Raw genomic sequence first — 14,106 nt, 5'->3', positions numbered from 1 at the left:
CTGGTGGTACTTGCTTCTTTTGGTTCCATCATATATGGGTTTTCCATAAAGGACGAGCAATTGCCGCTGGCCAATAAGTACATCGGTTTTGGAACTGTGGGTTTATTCCTGGTGGCCATGCCCCTTTTCCTGATAAAGGAGAGCAAAGGCAAAAAAGTAAAAGATTATATGCTAACCGATGAAAACATCCGGAAAATGCGGGAGAAAAAGGAAAAAAGGCAGGGCGATTCTTAATTATTTTGTATTCATTGCCCTAATCCCTTCATAAAGTATTAACTTCGAATATTATTATTTTAAATTTTTTACATGACTGGAACAGTTAAATTTTTCAATGAATCCAAAGGTTACGGGTTCATTACCAACGATGAGACGGGTAAGGACATTTTCGTTCATGTTACGGCATTGAACGGAGTGGAGCTTAGGGAAGGAAACAAAGTAGAATACCAAGAAGAAGAAGGAAGAAAAGGGATGGTCGCTGCACAAGTGCAAGTGATCGGCTAATATATTTTATTTTGACCGTATTGAACCCCGGGAACCCCCGGGGTTTTTTAATTCAGGTTTCTTTTCTGAATAAAAAAACGCTTGATGTGTTCCCCGGCTTCTTGTTCCATAAGGCCTCCCACCAATTCGGTCTTTGGATGCAGTTGCCCCCCCATGGCTGTAAATCCCCGCTGCGGGTCATAGGCCCCAAACACCACTTTCGAAATCTGGCTCCAATACAAGGCCCCGGCGCACATCTGGCAGGGTTCCAGTGTAACATACAGGGTACAGTTGTGCAAATATTTTCCCCCCAGGAAATTGGATGCGGCCGTTATGGCCTGCATTTCGGCATGAGCAGTTACATCGTGCAATTGTTCCGTAAGGTTATGCCCCCTGGCGATGATGCGGTCCTGAACCACGATGACAGCCCCAATGGGCACCTCCCCTTTTTCAAAGGCGATCTCGGCTTCCTGAATGGCCTTTTTCATAAAATAGGAGTCGTCTAGCTTAAATTCCATAGCTACAAAAATACCACTTTTAAGTAAGCCGAGAATCTAAGGGAAACACCAAATTAATGTACCTTTGTGCCCGCCAATGAGACTACTGGAACATATCAACTCGGTAGAGGAACTTCGTAAACTCCGCCCTGAACAGCTCCCGGAGCTGGCCAGGGAATTGAGGACCTCTATCATCGATATCGTTGCGGCCAAACAAGGGCATCTGGGGGCCAGTTTAGGGGTGGTAGAATTAACCATCGCTTTGCATTATGTGTACAATACCCCGTTCGACCGACTTATATGGGATGTGGGGCACCAGGCTTACGGTCATAAAATACTCACCGGACGCAAGGAAGCCTTCGAAACCCTCAGGCAGGTGGGTGGCATAAGTGGCTTTCCCAGCAGGTCCGAAAGTGAATTTGACCCCTTTGGCACCGGGCATAGTTCCACCTCCATCTCAGCCCTTCTGGGTATGGCCCTCGCAGCTAAAATACAGGGGGATACAAAAAGAAAACACATAGCTGTTATCGGAGATGCCTCCATAGCCAGCGGAATGGCCTTTGAAGGCCTTAACCATGCGGGAGTTGCCGATACAGATGTACTGATTGTACTCAATGACAATGCTATTGGCATCGATCCCAGCGTTGGGGCCCTTAAAGCCTATTTGAACAGGGCCAAAGCAGGGACCAACGGTGGGGAGCATTTCTTCGAATGCCTGAACTTTCACTATACGGGTCCGGTTGATGGGCATGACCTGCCCGGATTATTGAAGGTACTGGGGGAACTGAAGGAAATGAACGGACCCAAATTATTGCATGTCAGCACCACCAAGGGCAAAGGATTAAAAAAAGCTGAAGAAAACCAGGTGGTCTATCATGCCCCTGGAAGGTTTGACAAGGATACCGGTGCCCTGATCACAGGAGAGGAACCGGAATATCCAAAGTATCAGGATGTCTTTGGGCATTCCCTGGTGGAACTGGCAAAAAAGAACAACACAATCGTTGGGATCACCCCTGCCATGCCCACAGGAAGTTCCATGAAATTCATGATGGAAACCCTCCCGGAAAGGGCTTTTGACGTGGGTATTGCCGAACAACATGCCGTTACCCTGGCAGCGGGGATGGCCACTTCGGGACTGATCCCTTTTTGCAACGTCTATTCCACATTTCTGCAACGGGCTTACGACCAGATCATCCACGATGTATGCCTGCAAAACCTGCCCGTGATCTTCTGTCTGGACCGGGCCGGATTGGTAGGGGAAGACGGGGCTACACACCATGGAGTATACGACATTGCTTACCTCAGGTGCATTCCCAACATGGTGATTTCCGCCCCCATGAATGAGGTGGAACTCCGGAATATGATGTACACGGCACAATTGGGGATTTCCCATCCTCTTGCTATCCGCTACCCGAGGGGGCGTGGGGTAACCCGGCAATGGCAACTCCCTTTTGAAAGAATTGAAATGGGGAAAGGTCGGGAATTGGCAAAAGGTGATCAACTCGCCGTGCTCAGCCTGGGACCTTTAGGGAACGAAGTCACCCACCTCATCCGGGAAGAGAAGTACAGGGCTAAGGTAGGGCACTACGATATGCGCTTTGCAAAACCCCTGGATACCCAATTGTTAGACAAGGTATTTGCTGAATACCGCAGCGTCCTGAGCATTGAAGACGGCAGCAAGGCGGGGGGCTTTGGAAGTGCTGTCATGGAATATGCCAGAGAAAAGGGATATACCCTGCCGATCAGGACACTGGGGGTACCCGATACCTTCCTTGAGCACGGTCCGGTGGAAGAATTACACCGTTTGGCCGGGCTGCACAGGGAACAGATCCGAAAGGAAATCCAAAAAATAATCGATGTGCTCTAGGGTCGTCTATACCATCACCTTTGCCTTGTTAGGCCTGCTGCTACTGGTACCAGGGGAAGTGAATGGCCAGGATACCATTCCGCCGGAAGCCGAGGTAGACACTACGGTGGTAGACACCATCGTTATCCGGGCGCAGCAATATAAGATCAGGAACATCCCCAGGGGGGTGAACCTGACGGTGCCCAAACTTACCTTCAAGGGCACCAAACCGCTTACTAAAAGGAGGAAAAAATTCAAGACCCCCTCCTTCTGGACCAAGGAAAACGAATTTACCCTCAACCTGAGCGAAGTGGCTTTTGTCAACTGGAACGCAGGGGGTGATAACTCGGTTTCCGCCCTTGGAGGACTGAATTTTGAACGAAATTACAAGTTCCGGTACTTCCAATGGGACAATTCCTTAGTGATCCGTTATGGGGTCAATGCCCAGGAAGGAAGAAAGTTGCGCAAGACCGATGATGCCATCCGCTTGAGCTCCACCATTGGGTATCGCCGGGATACGCTCAATTACTGGTACTATTCGGTAAAAGCCAACTTCAATACACAAATTTCTAATGGTTTTAAATACCCGGACCGCAGCACCCCCATTTCCAGGTTTATGGCCCCGGGATATTTATTCTTCGGAGCGGGAACCTCTTATATCCCGGAAGGAAAGGGCTTTAACCTTTACCTCTCCCCTACCTCACTCAAAGCCACCTTTGTGCTGGACCCGGACCTGGCCAATGCGGGGGCATTTGGTGTGAAGAAGGCGGAACGTGATGCTGCAGGAAATATCATTACCCCGGGGGAAAATACCTTTATTGAATTTGGGATCCTGATCAACAACACCTGGAAAACAGAAATTGCCAGGAATGTGATCATGGACCACCGACTTAACCTGTACACGGATTACCTTAGGTCTTTTGGAAATGTGGATATCGACTGGGAACTGAACTTCAACCTGCAGGTGAATTCATACATAAAAGCCAATATCGGTACCCAGATCATCTATGATGACGACATCCTGTTCAATGAGGTCCGGGCCGATGACGGTACCATTATCGATCCGGGGGAACCCAGGATACAATTCAAACAGCTTTTGGGTGTGGGGGTTACCTATAACTTCTAGAGCGTTTTACCGGTAATCTTATTGTGAATATGTACGGCAGCACCATCAGACAAACTGGCCACATAACTTGAGATGTTCAGCAGGATCTCATAGGTACTTCCCGATGTTTTACGGAATACCGAAGGCAGTATCCCCATCATCAGACGGTCGTAATTGGAAGCTTTGCCCTGCTTCTCGCGTATTAAAGCCGTAGTAAACACTTCCAGGATATCTGCCAGGATGCGATACCCGGCAATTTCTTTTTCAATCACTTCCTCAGACCGGTAGATCCGTGTGATGCTCAGGTCAATAATGTCTGCAATCTGGGCTTTATACTGACTTTTATCCAACAGGGCTACTGGAAATGTACCTTTTAGTATTTTATCTTCATTCTCCATAAAGATACGGACGGCGTCCACAATCAGCGTGTTGATCGCCAGTGCCCGGAGGTAACTCAGTCGGTCCTGCATATGGACCAAACTATTATACTTATTGGTATTTATGTTGTCCTTCACCAGTTTTATCAGGTATTCCAGGGCGTATTCTTCAGGGATCAGTCCCAGGTTGATCCCGTCTTCAAAATCGATAATGGTGTAGCAAATATCATCTGCCGCCTCGACCAAATAGGTCAGTGGGTGCCGTGCATAGGAAAGGGAACTGCCATCACCCCTTTTCATCAGCCCCAATTCCTCAGCTACTTCTTTAAAAGAATGCCGATCAGTTTGAAAAAAGCCATATTTCTTATCAGCGATGTGTTTTGTTGGCTTTTTCGGCAGGGACTCCTTAGGGTATTTGGTAAAAGCCCCCAGGGTGGCATAGCTCAGTCGCAGGCCCCCGGGTACCCCTTCCCTGGACTCATTAAGCAAGCGGAAACCGTTGGCATTCCCTTCAAAACTTACCAGATCTTCATATTCCTTATCCGTGAGGATGTCCCTATACTGTGCTCCCGGACCTGTTGTGAAAAACTCACCTATGGCCTTTTCACCGCTGTGCCCGAACGGTGGATTCCCGATGTCATGGGCAAGGGCTGCAGCGGCCACAATCGCCCCAAAATCATTGAAGTGGTAGCCATGTGTTTCCTGCAAGTAGGGATGCACCTTCAACAGTTTTTGACCTACCAAACGTCCCAGGCTACGGCCCACCACAGAAACCTCCAGGCTGTGGGTAAGGCGGGTGTGGACAAAATCAGTTTTGGACAGGGGAATCACTTGTGTCTTATCCTGCAGGCTGCGAAAGGCAGCGGAAAAGATCACCCGGTCATAATCCACTTCAAACCCCAGCCGTGTAGGGTCTTGTTCCCTGCGCAATCGTTTATTGGTATCTCCGTATCGTTTTAGTGAAAGTAGTTGTTCCCAGTTCATTTGAATCCATTAAACCCGCAAGTTACATCTTTTGGCCCGGACAAAAGGGAAAGGGATTTCCTACGGCTTAACATTGACTTCATTCCATAACCATTTCGTAACACAAAACATCAAAAGGTTTAACCTACAGCTAACAAGAGCTTTACACCCTAAGGCTTTCTTTGCCACAGAAAATGAAAAGCCTCTGGATGAAACCACTACTAACCTTTGTATTACTCTGTTTAACAGGGGTATCTTTTGCCCAGGAAAACGGTAGTATTGTGGGTTTGCTTACCGACAAAGACGCTAACAATGAACCCCTTGCCTTTGCCAACGTACTGATTAAAGGCACTTCCAAAGGGACTACTTCAGATTTCGACGGCTTGTACGAATTCCCGAGGGTTGAACCGGGCACTTATACCCTGGTCTTCAGCTTCCTGGGCTATGAAACTCTGGAAGTCGCCAATGTAGTCGTTGAAGCAGATAAAGAAACACGGGTAGATGCGGCCTTGGGAGCCGGAAGTGTAAGCCTGGATGAAGTAGTCGTCACCATATCCACCCGGGAAGATTCTGAGGTTGCCCTGCTTCTCGAACAAAAGAAGTCCCTGCTTATGGAAGAAGCCGTTAGCGCCGAGGCCCTTACCTTAAAGGGAATTGACGATGCCGCAGGAGCGGTAGCACAGATATCCGGGATCTCCAAGCAACAGGGCTCCAGTAACGTATATGTACGGGGATTGGGTGATCGCTATCAAACCACCACCATGAATGGCCTGTCCCTGCCCTCCAACGACGTTAATAAAAAGAACATCAACCTGGATCTGTTCTCTTCGGGCATTATTGAGAACGTAGCCGTAAGCAAGGCCTATGCTTCTACCTTTTACGGGGACTTTGCTGCAGGTAATGTTAACATCAATTCAAAAGATTATACAGGAGACGGGTACCTGGAAGTATCCTTGGGCAGTGGACAGAATTCCAATGCTGCCGGGGAAGACTTTGTACGGAGTGAAGGTCCTAGTAACTACGGTTTTTATAATCGTTATGACAACGATCCCTTCGCAGTCATTTTATCCCATGGAGTAGACCCGCAGTCGGCCTGGGACCCGGTAAACCTCTCTGGTGCAATCGAAGGTGGATATTCCCGTTCCTTTGGTAAAGCTTCGAGGATCAGTCTCTTTGGTGCTGCAAGTTTCAGTAACGGCTATGAGATCTGGGAAGGCCCGGCACGGGATTTCACCAACGTATTGAAAGTGGATTTCCCCAACGTAAGGGAATACGCCTATAAAACCACTACTACAGCCCTTGGTAATATAGGATATCGTATTGATGAAAACCATAAGGTCAACTTCAATTCCCTTTTTATCAATAGCTCAACGGATGCAGTGGGCTATTACGGTGTAGAAGGGCAGGGTACCAACCGGGATGCGATCATAGACACCGACCAGGGGTTTTATGTGATGAATGTGCAGTTCAACCAGGACATGATCTTTGTCAACCAATTGACGGGAAAACACGAATTCAAGGATGACATCAGCCTGGACTGGGGTATTGGCTTTAATAAGGTTTTTTCTGACGAACCCGATCGAAAACGGTTTACCCTGGAAAATTACCAGCTGGCTTTAGACAGTGACCCTGCCACCAATCCTGTTTTCTATACTAATATTCCTTTTGACAATCAAAGGTTCTTTCAGAGCATTGAAGACGACGAATTGAACAGTTTTCTCAATCTTGGCTTTAGACTTTCGGATAACGTAACCCTGAATACGGGTTATAACGGCCGAAGGAAAGAACGTAGGTTCAACAGTATCCGCTATGGATATGAGATCCAGGATCGCGATAACACACCTGTTACCGATGTAAACGATTTTAACTCCATCTTTAACGTACAAAATATCAATATTCCAGACGGCTCAGGACTTTGGGATCTAATTGTGCTAAATCCCATTTCCAATGAGATTGGGAACCGCAACCGTCCCGGATTGCCCGAAAATACATACAAGGGAGTACTTAATGTGCACGGTATATTCGGAAGCGCAGAAATTTCTGCAGGCGAAAAGTGGTCGTTTATCCCGGGGATCCGTCTTGAATCCTTTAGTCAGAATGTCGGATATGATGTGATCAATATCCGTCCGGACGACCCCGGATCGAGGAGGGTATATGAGAACATATTCCTTCCCAGCCTTAACATCCGGTATGCACTAAATGAAGACAGCAACCTGCGATTTGCTTTTAGTAAAACGGCCTCCTTTCCTGAATTCAAGGAAGTTGCCCCCTTTGTCTACGAATCGGTTACCCAACGTGTTGGTGGAAACCCGGATCTGTTAGGTGGCCTGTCCGGAAACGGTCCAACCTATTCTGATGTATACAATTTTGACCTGAAATACGAATGGTTCCCGGATCAGGGTGAAATCATCTCCCTGGCTGCTTTTGCTAAGACCATTAATGATCCCGTGAACCGGGTAGTAGCTGCAGACGCCACAGGAACACAGCGATATTTCCGTACGGGAGAAAAGGCTGAGGTCTATGGCATAGAACTAGAAGTACGCAAAAACCTGCTCTCCACAGCTGACGGTATTGGGGTAATCTCAATGGGGCTAAATGCAGCCTACACCAAAACGGAGCAAGACCTGAAAGACATCCCTGCAGGGGCCGAAAACACCTTTGGAACCTCCTTTGACAGGACCACTGACGAACTTGAAGGCGCTTCACCATTTATCATGAATGCAGACCTCAATTTTAGCCCGGCATTTGGTAAGTACCGACCAAAAGCTACCGTGGTGTATTCCTATTTCTCAGACCGTATTTTTTCACTGGGGGCAGGGAGCCTGGGGAACATTGTAGAAAAAGCAGTGCCTACTTTAAATTTTGTATGGAGGAATGCATTTGGAGAGCACTTCGAAGCCAACCTGAATGCCAGCAACCTACTGAATCCAGACATTTCCCTAGTCAGGGAAAACACGGGGATTGGAGATATCGTAATTCGAGAGTATAACCTTGGGGTTAACGTAGGGCTAACCCTTAAATATAAATTTTAGTTCATATTAAACGCAAAATGATGAAAAACAGATTGTTACTTTTAGGGGTCGCCGCTACTTTATTTATAGCTTGCGAAAGCGACGACACCTCAGATATTATTATTAACGATAATAGTATCACCAACATTACGAACAACACAGGTGGTGGGACGGATCCTGGAGACAACACAGTAAACCTTAGTGGGGTGTACACCCAGGACCTCACGTTAGATCCTGAAGTGGAATATATAGTAACGGGACCTGTACTCATGGCCGATGGCACCACCTTGACCATTCCTGCAGGCATGACCATTAAGGCAGAACCTGTAGGTGTAAATGCTTACATCGCCATCCAACAGGGGGCTCAGATCAATGCTGCAGGTACCGCAAGTAATCCTATTGTATTTACTTCCAACGCCGGATCCCCTGCTGCCGGGGACTGGGGCGGACTCGTGATCTGCGGCAGGGCATCTATTAACTCCACTGCTGTGGGTTCAACGGATACTGCCACTTCCGAAGTAGGAGGACTGTCTTATGGAGGAGACACTGATACCGACAATTCCGGTAACCTGCAGTACGTACGTATCGAGTATGCAGGAGGAGCGATTGACGGCAATGCGGAGCTTAATGGCCTTTCCCTTTACGCCGTGGGAAGTGGTACTACAATAGACTACGTACAGATCTTCGAAGGTTCTGACGATGGATTTGAGTTCTTCGGTGGAACTGTGAACGCCAGCCACTTGGTCGTCGTGAATTCCGAGGATGATTCCATCGACTGGACCGAAGGCTTTACAGGTACCCTTACCGATGTATACGTGCAACACGGAGCTTCTCACGACAAAGCTTTTGAATGCGACGGGTACAACACAGACTTCAGCAATGAGGGAGGTTACTTCTCTGCACCTAATGTGACCAACGTTACCGTAGCAGGTGCTGATGACGGCAGTGAAGCTATCAGGCTGCGCGCAGGGACCCAGGGACTTTTCACCAATGTGGTAATCAACGACTTTGATGAAGCTTTTGACCTGGATGGTGACACCGGAGACAACCCCACCGGACAAGGAGTAATCGATGATCTCTTAAACGTAGTGGATGTTACGTTCAATAACGTAGTGACCAAGCTTAAGAACGACACCGGATTTACCTTTACCGAAGGCGATTTTATTTCCGGTGATGGTAACGGCACCGGTACCGATATTGCTACATGGGGAGCTGGTTGGACGGTAGGAATTAACTAATTCGGCCTGGCCCACCGATAAAATAGTCCAAAATCTCAAGGAATAGAAAACCACCATGAAAAACATGGTGGTTTTTTTATCCCTCCTTATGCTTTTCAATAGTCGGCTTTGAGTTTAGGATTGATAACTTTATATTAACACCCGGAATCCTTATTAGTTCCAACTTTGTCTTTATTTCTTTTGTTGATGGGGGAAGATATGTATTTGGTGATGATTATTGCCCTGGCTGCACTGGCCATCACCGATCTCGTGGTTGGCGTAAGCAATGATGCCGTTAATTTTCTGAATTCTGCCATTGGTTCCAAGGCGATTTCCTTTCGTACTATAATGATTGTAGCCAGTATTGGAATTGCCATGGGGGCCATGTCTTCCAGTGGAATGATGGAAGTGGCAAGAAAGGGGATATTTAACCCCGGAGAGTTTATGTTCTCCGAGATCATGATCATCTTTATGGCCGTGATGCTTACGGATATCCTGCTGCTGGATTTTTTTAATACCCTGGGGATGCCCACTTCCACTACGGTATCCATCGTTTTCGAACTCCTGGGTGCCGCAGTAGCGATATCTACCGTTAAAATTATCGATCTTGGCGGGGGCATTGCTGAATTATCGGGTTATATCAATACAGAGAAAGCAACAGAGATCATCTTTGGCATCCTGCTGTCAGTAGTGGTGGCCTTTACCATTGGCGTTTTCGTCCAGTTTGTTTCCCGACTGTTGATCTCCTTCAAGTTTGATGAAAAACCAAAGTGGACAGGTGCTATTTTTGGAGGACTGGCCATTACCGCCATTGTCTATTTTATCCTGATCAAGGGCTTAAAAAGTGCTGCGATTTTTGACGGAGCCATCAATGCATGGGTCAATGCGAATACCATGTTGTTTCTGTTTGCCAATGTGGTTTTCTGGAGTATATTTTCAAGGGGCATAACTGCTGTATTCAAAGCCAATATCTACAGGGTCATCATTGTGTTAGGCACCTTTGCACTGGCTATGGCCTTTGCCGGGAATGACCTGGTGAATTTTATCGGAGTACCCATCGCAGCTTTGCAATCCTACCAGGATTGGCAAGGTACCGGAATTCCGGCTACGGCATATACTATGGAGAGCCTCAGCGCTGCAGTAAAGACACCCACGTTATTATTGCTATTTTCCGGCCTGGTTATGGTGGTTACCCTCTGGTTTTCCACAAAAGCGCGTAAGGTGGTTCAGACCAGTGTGGACCTTTCCCGTCAGGACGAAGGTCAGGAAAGATTTCAGCCTAACTTTCTTTCCCGACAGGTGGTGAAACTTTCCATTAAAACCTACGAAAGCATCAACGGCATGCTTCCGATGCGATTACGGGACAGTATCGACAGGCAATTCACCCAACCTTATACGTATACGCCTCGAAACAAGGTACAGGATAAACCTGCATTTGATATGGTCCGGGCAGCCGTAAACCTCATGGTAGCCAGTGTGCTTATTTCTATCGCCACCTCAATGAAACTTCCTTTATCTACCACCTACGTTACCTTCATGGTGGCCATGGGTACTTCCCTGGCAGATCGGGCATGGGGGGCAGACAGTGCCGTATACCGGGTAGCCGGTGTATTTAACGTAATAGGGGGCTGGTTCCTTACGGCAATAAGTGCTTTCACAGCTGCCGCTATCGTAGCCTACCTCATACATATAGGCGGGTTCATTGGTCTCATCTTATTACTGGTATTTGCGGGGTTCATCCTGATACGAAACTATCTGAATCACAGGAAACAGAATCGGCTGGCAAAGATCGAAGACGGCTTGAGACGGGCAGAAAGCAGCTCCATCCAGGGGGTAATCGCGGAAAGTGCGGACAACATTTCCAACGTGGTGAAACGAAGTAATAAAATATATACCAATGCGATAGACGGACTTGGAAGGCACGATTTGGACCTCCTTAAAAAGAGCAAAAAACAGGTTTCGAAATTATCTGCTGAAATTGACGACCTCAGGGACAACATTTTCTATTTTATCAAAAATCTCGATGAAAAGAGCGTTGGGGCCAGTAATTTTTATCTCAATATCCTGGATTACCTGCAGGATATGGCCCAATCCCTGGAATATATCGGCAAGATTAGTCATAAACACGTCCATAATAACCACAAAAAACTTACCTATAGTCAGATCCGTGAATTAAAGGAACTGGATGTGGAACTGGAAAATCTGTTGGAAATGGCCCGAACAGCATTCATGCATAAATCCTTCGAAGAAATAGGAGGCGTACTTGGTCATAAACAAGCCTTGTTTGACAGGGTGAATGAAAAAATAACAAGGCAGATCGACAGGACACGAAGTGAGGAATCCAGTCCCAAGAATACCACGCTGTACTTCAACTTGCTGACCGAAACAAAAGACCTGATAAACGCACTTATGTCCCTGCTTGAGCTGTATTATATAGAATACGACAGTAATATAAAACCCGCTGTGGTGGACTAAATAACTTGAGTAAACTGAAAACAAAAAACCCCGTCTATCCGACGGGGTTTTTTATGAAATGAATTCACTTATTTGTTCAACACCACTGATTCGGCATCTGTCCATTTAATGACATTAGCAATCTTGTTGTCTGTATAATCTACTTCGCGAAGCCCTTCTCCTTCCCAGAAAAACCATTTTCCTGTTTTCTTTCCTAAAACATACCTGCCCATGGCAATTTTCTTGCCTTCTTTGTTGTACATTTTCCACTCTCCATGCAGCTTGCCATCAACATAGGATCCTGTCTGGGCTACCTTCCCATTGTCATGAAAATAAGTAGCTTTTACCTGTTCTCCATCTTGTTCAAAAATAGGTTTGATCTCCTGTGCTGATATAAGGGAAACGAACAAAAATGCTATCGATGTTACTATGATCTTCATACTTCTAATACCTAATCGTTTAACTAAACCGTCTAACTCTTAACGAAGTAAAGATACAATTATTTTACTTTTAATAAATATTGATATAACATTTTGTTTACATTAAGTTTACATTAATAGCATAATATACTGTTTATCATATAGTTATATTTTTCATTGTTTTGGTTAAGATCAGAAATACTTGCCGTTTATCTTACGTTTTGTCCTTTTCAGAGTTCAGACAACCTTCAAAAAAGGTATTATGCTACCTTACCGGCTGTTGTTTCGCTTTGGCCGGATAGGTGGGCAATAAGCGGATCAAGGGCAACATAAAGGATCTCAGCAACGATAATTAGTTTTTCCACCAGGTCGTGAACATGGTCCTGGTCATTCACCAGGGAGGAAGCCATATCCGTAGTGATCTCATCCTTCCGGATCAAGGCATCAATTTCGATGTTTGCTCGCTCCAGCCTTTCCCAGGTGTCTTTCTCAAGTTGCTGCAGATCGCCAAGATATTTCGCTATCTCCATAGTTTCCGGAGTTTGAGTATAGATCACACGCAGCGCCTTTACCACGATCCTCCGTAAGTTGTTGTACTGCTTCTTGACATGTTCGTTCTCGGATTCCAGGAAACGGGAAACATTGCGGTTAAGGTCTGTGACGTCCCGGATAATCTCCACCATCCTGCGGTTGGCTACTTTTATCTGGGAAATACGCCTGTTCTGTTCCGGGGTCAGGATATGGTCACTCTGTGTCCGGGAGGCAAACCGGATGATCTCCCCGTAAATGGTTTTTACCTTGGCCAGGTACAGGGCCCGCACATCGGTTTTAAAATCACTGACTGATTTCTTTACTACCTTCTTGGATTTCAGGTCAGACAACACATCCTGCCTGTGGATATTCAGGGCATGGGTAACGATTTCAAAAATAGCATTCCTAAACAGGTAGTCCGTTTCTTTTTCCAGGGTAGCTATTGCCGTTTCCGGATACTTCAACATCTTCTCACTAAGATATTTAGGTTCCTCTATCTTCTTTTCCGGTGGGATCACCTCGGGTACGACTTTCTCAACAATCCAGGAAATAGGTTTCAGGAACCACACCAAAAGCAGGGTGTTGAGGATATTGAAAACCGTATGGAATAGGGATATGGCGACAGGTACTGCTGCTACCTGTACGAAGGGTGATGGCGATCCCAGGAACTGGGTTAACCAATCGATTCCCTTTAAAAACGGATAAAAAAGAAGCAACATCCATACCACTCCCAGGAAGTTGAAGATCAGGTGGGCCCGGGCCGTCCGTTTTGCCTGGAAATTCGCAACAATGGCTGCAATGTTGGCGGTAATCGTAGTGCCGATATTTTCACCCAGGACCATAGCTGCAGCCATTTCAAAGGGGATCCATCCTTCAGCCGTCATCAGCAAGGTCAGGGCCATGGTGGCGCTGGATGACTGTATTAGCACAGTGAGGACTGTGCCTATCATCATAAACAAGAGGATGGAACCGTATCCCCCTTCGGTATACTTCCTTAGGAACTCAAGGATCTCCGGGTTCTGCTGAATATCCGGCATGGCTTCCTGGAGGAATTGCAACCCAATAAATAGCACCGCAAACCCCACAATAAAACTACCCCAGTTCTGCAGGTTTTCCTTCTTGGCAAAGGTCAGGAGCACCCCCAGCCCCACCAGGGGAAGTGCAATGGCACTCATGCTCACCTTAAACCCCAGGATGGCAATGATC

Annotated in this window: 11 protein-coding genes; 7 read left to right on the top strand and 4 right to left on the bottom strand. The window is 46.8% G+C overall.

Going from position 1 to position 14,106, the window contains the following annotated elements; all coding sequences use genetic code 11:
* Together AC4E7D_RS04580 and AC4E7D_RS04575 are read left to right on the top strand one after the other, a co-directional pair.
* The coding region (locus tag AC4E7D_RS04580) for a hypothetical protein (RefSeq protein ID WP_490172631.1) at positions 1 to 234 on the top strand (234 nt) is incomplete at its 5' end.
* Positions 235 to 306: 72 nt separating this feature from the next.
* Positions 307 to 501, top strand: coding sequence for a cold-shock protein (locus AC4E7D_RS04575; protein ID WP_490172630.1), 195 nt, complete (start codon positions 307 to 309; stop codon positions 499 to 501).
* A 47-nt stretch (positions 502 to 548) separates the two neighbouring features.
* On the opposite strand, the gene AC4E7D_RS04570 is transcribed toward AC4E7D_RS04575, so the two are convergent.
* Positions 549 to 998, bottom strand: coding sequence for a nucleoside deaminase (locus AC4E7D_RS04570; RefSeq protein WP_490172629.1), 450 nt, complete (start codon positions 996 to 998; stop codon positions 549 to 551).
* Between the two features lie 76 nt (positions 999 to 1,074).
* Here AC4E7D_RS04570 and AC4E7D_RS04565 point away from each other — a divergent pair, with 76 nt between their 5' ends.
* The gene (locus AC4E7D_RS04565) at positions 1,075 to 2,844 is read left to right on the top strand and encodes a 1-deoxy-D-xylulose-5-phosphate synthase (RefSeq protein WP_490172628.1); all 1,770 of its coding nucleotides are present in this window, start codon (positions 1,075 to 1,077) and stop codon (positions 2,842 to 2,844) included.
* Positions 2,834 to 3,949 (top strand): DUF3078 domain-containing protein, encoded by a 1,116-nt coding sequence (locus AC4E7D_RS04560; RefSeq protein WP_490172627.1) that lies wholly within the window; start codon positions 2,834 to 2,836, stop codon positions 3,947 to 3,949. The genes AC4E7D_RS04565 and AC4E7D_RS04560 overlap by 11 nt, the downstream gene beginning before the upstream one ends.
* Here AC4E7D_RS04560 and dgt read toward each other — a convergent pair.
* A complete protein-coding gene (gene dgt, locus AC4E7D_RS04555) occupies positions 3,946 to 5,289 on the bottom strand; it encodes a dGTP triphosphohydrolase (protein WP_490172626.1) in 1,344 nt (447 codons plus the stop codon). The genes AC4E7D_RS04560 and dgt overlap by 4 nt on opposite strands.
* A gap of 188 nt (positions 5,290 to 5,477) precedes the next feature.
* Between dgt and AC4E7D_RS04550 the strand changes: the two genes are divergently transcribed.
* The 3 genes from AC4E7D_RS04550 (at position 5,478) to AC4E7D_RS04540 (ending at position 11,971) form a co-directional block, all read left to right on the top strand.
* Complete coding sequence (locus AC4E7D_RS04550) at positions 5,478 to 8,300, top strand: TonB-dependent receptor (RefSeq protein WP_490172625.1); 2,823 nt, start codon at positions 5,478 to 5,480, stop codon at positions 8,298 to 8,300.
* A 20-nt stretch (positions 8,301 to 8,320) separates the two neighbouring features.
* Complete coding sequence (locus AC4E7D_RS04545) at positions 8,321 to 9,517, top strand: multidrug transporter (protein WP_490172624.1); 1,197 nt, start codon at positions 8,321 to 8,323, stop codon at positions 9,515 to 9,517.
* A 186-nt stretch (positions 9,518 to 9,703) separates the two neighbouring features.
* Positions 9,704 to 11,971 (top strand): inorganic phosphate transporter, encoded by a 2,268-nt coding sequence (locus AC4E7D_RS04540; protein WP_490172623.1) that lies wholly within the window; start codon positions 9,704 to 9,706, stop codon positions 11,969 to 11,971.
* A 68-nt stretch (positions 11,972 to 12,039) separates the two neighbouring features.
* On the opposite strand, the gene AC4E7D_RS04535 is transcribed toward AC4E7D_RS04540, so the two are convergent.
* The gene (locus AC4E7D_RS04535; RefSeq protein ID WP_490172622.1) at positions 12,040 to 12,390 is read right to left on the bottom strand and encodes a toxin-antitoxin system YwqK family antitoxin; all 351 of its coding nucleotides are present in this window, start codon (positions 12,388 to 12,390) and stop codon (positions 12,040 to 12,042) included.
* A gap of 239 nt (positions 12,391 to 12,629) precedes the next feature.
* Positions 12,630 to 14,106 (bottom strand): Na/Pi cotransporter family protein (locus AC4E7D_RS04530; RefSeq protein WP_490172621.1); only part of this gene is annotated, 1,477 nt, incomplete at its 5' end.

It is taken from the genome of Lentiprolixibacter sp. (assembly GCF_982873095.1).
Note: the sequence above shows the minus strand (reverse complement) of the source record. Positions and strands in the feature narration are given on the sequence as shown.

Bases quoted from the DNA above. Each gene is read 5' to 3' on its own strand.
- AC4E7D_RS04575 (WP_490172630.1), top strand. From the start codon at position 307: ATGACTGGAACAGTTAAATTTTTCAATGAATCCAAAGGTTACGGGTTC.
- AC4E7D_RS04570 (WP_490172629.1), bottom strand. From the start codon at position 998: ATGGAATTTAAGCTAGACGACTCCTATTTTATGAAAAAGGCCATTCAG.
- AC4E7D_RS04565 (WP_490172628.1), top strand. From the start codon at position 1,075: ATGAGACTACTGGAACATATCAACTCGGTAGAGGAACTTCGTAAACTC.
- AC4E7D_RS04560 (WP_490172627.1), top strand. From the start codon at position 2,834: ATGTGCTCTAGGGTCGTCTATACCATCACCTTTGCCTTGTTAGGCCTG.
- dgt (WP_490172626.1), bottom strand. From the start codon at position 5,289: ATGAACTGGGAACAACTACTTTCACTAAAACGATACGGAGATACCAAT.
- AC4E7D_RS04550 (WP_490172625.1), top strand. From the start codon at position 5,478: ATGAAACCACTACTAACCTTTGTATTACTCTGTTTAACAGGGGTATCT.
- AC4E7D_RS04545 (WP_490172624.1), top strand. From the start codon at position 8,321: ATGAAAAACAGATTGTTACTTTTAGGGGTCGCCGCTACTTTATTTATA.
- AC4E7D_RS04540 (WP_490172623.1), top strand. From the start codon at position 9,704: ATGGGGGAAGATATGTATTTGGTGATGATTATTGCCCTGGCTGCACTG.
- AC4E7D_RS04535 (WP_490172622.1), bottom strand. From the start codon at position 12,390: ATGAAGATCATAGTAACATCGATAGCATTTTTGTTCGTTTCCCTTATA.